The organism is Mesorhizobium sp. M1A.F.Ca.ET.072.01.1.1 (genome assembly GCF_004023325.1).
Classification (GTDB): Bacteria; Pseudomonadota; Alphaproteobacteria; order Rhizobiales; family Rhizobiaceae; genus Mesorhizobium.
The window spans coordinates 1-1,877 of the sequence record NZ_RZSF01000595.1 but is presented as its reverse complement, the minus strand read 5'-3'; the positions used below and the strand labels follow the sequence as shown (position 1 = coordinate 1,877).

Genomic DNA, 1,877 nt, shown 5'->3' with positions numbered 1-1,877 from the left:
CACTCTGCCTTATCCTGCTTCAAGGAGCGCCGATCGAGCGCGTCTCGCCGCTGGTCGGGTGGTTGCAGCGAGGCTATGCCGCCATGCTGTCGAGGATCATCGCTGCTCCTCGCGCGACGTTTGGGATCACCGCGGTCGTCGTGGTCGCGGGATTAGGCGTTTGGCCGCTGCTCGGAACCTCGCTCCTGCCCTCCTTCAAGGAACGTGACTTCCTCATGCACTGGCTGACGCCGCCCGGGACATCGCACGCCGAGATGTATCGGATGACGGTAGCTGCCAGCAAAGAACTGAGATCCATTCCCGGAGTGCGCAACTTCGGCGCTCACATCGGCCGGGCGCTGGTGGCCGACGAGGTGGTGGGCATCGACTTCACGGAGAACTGGATCAGCGTCGATCCAAAGGTCGACTATGACAAGACCCTGAAAGCCGTTCAGGACACGGTCGACGGCTATCCCGGTATCTATCGCGACGTCCAGACCTACCTTCGCGAACGCGTGAAGGAAGTGCTCACCGGATCGAGCGAGTCGATAGTGGTTCGGATTTTCGGGCCTGACGCGGCGGCGTTGCGCGAGCAGGCGGTGAGGGTCCGCGACGCCCTGGTCGGCATCGAGGGCCTGATCGACCTACACGAGGAGCCGCAGAAGACGGTACCGCAAATTCAGGTCACCGTGGATGTCGCCAAGGCGGCTTCCAGAGGTCTCAAGCCCGGCGATGTTCGTCGCGCTGCTGCCGTGATCTTCGCCGGTCACGAGGTGAGCGACGTTCATCGCATCGGAAAGGTGTATGACGTCATGGTATGGTCGACGCCCAAATCGCGGCGCGGCCTCGACGACGTGCAGAACGTTCTCCTGGATACTCCCGACGGCGGTCAGGTCCGGCTCGGCGACGTTGCCGAAGTCAAGATTGCCCCGGTGGCCAGCACCATCAAACGCGAGAACGCCTCGCGCCGCCATGACGTGCGTGCAAATGTGCGCGACCGCGACCTGGGCTCCGTCGTCCATGAGGTTGAGCAGCGCCTGGCCAAGATCGAGTTTCCGCTCGGCTATCATGCCCAGCTGCTGGGCGAGGCGGCGGAACGCAACGCTGCGCAAAACAGGCTCGTCTATGCCTCTGTCGTCGCCGCGGTCGTAATCTTCATGCTACTGCAGGCCTCCTTGAGAAGCTGGAGGCTCGCTGCCCTGGTTTTCCTGTCACTGCCGGCCGCTATGGTCGGCGGGGTCATCGCCGCGTATCTGGGCGACGGCATCATCTCGCTAGGCGGCCTCGTGGGGTTCCTGACGGTGTTGGGCATCGCGGCCCGCAACGGGGTGCTTCTGATCCACCATTTCCTGCATCTGGAGCGCGAGGAGGGCGAGCCCTTCGGACCGGAGCTTGTCCTGCGCGGCGCGCGTGAACGCCTTTCGCCCATTCTCATGACGACGCTGGCGACCGGCCTTGCGCTCGTTCCACTGGTTGTTACCGGCAACATTCCCGGGCAGGAAATCGAACATCCGATGGCCATCATCATTCTGGGCGGGCTGATCACGTCAACGCTTCTGAACCTCTTCGTCGTGCCTGCCATCTATCTCAGACTCGGTTCGCTGCAGGCGCGATCGCCGGCGCGGGCCACAGGTCTCGGCCTGGAACCATCTCCCCTTTGATGCAAGGCCCGAGATTTAGACCAGAACGTTCGTGACTCTACCGCATTCAATCCACCGGCTATACCGTTGGCGATCATCTCGATCGCGCAGCGAAAGAGCATGACAACTTACAAAACTCGGAGGACTTGGAGCAGCAAGGAACGCGTCCGTGGTCACAAAGCAGGCGGACAGAGCCGGGGATAGCCGGCGGGGGCTAGGAAACGAAATACGGCACCGGCTGACGGCAACTATACGCTC

At 62.6% G+C, this 1,877-nt stretch carries 1 protein-coding gene; it reads left to right on the top strand.

The features are described from left to right. A partial coding sequence (locus EOA32_RS36700) for an efflux RND transporter permease subunit (RefSeq protein WP_145971500.1) occupies nt 1–1,640 on the top strand: 1,640 nt, incomplete at its 5' end. Between the last annotated feature and the right edge of the window lie 237 nt (nt 1,641–1,877).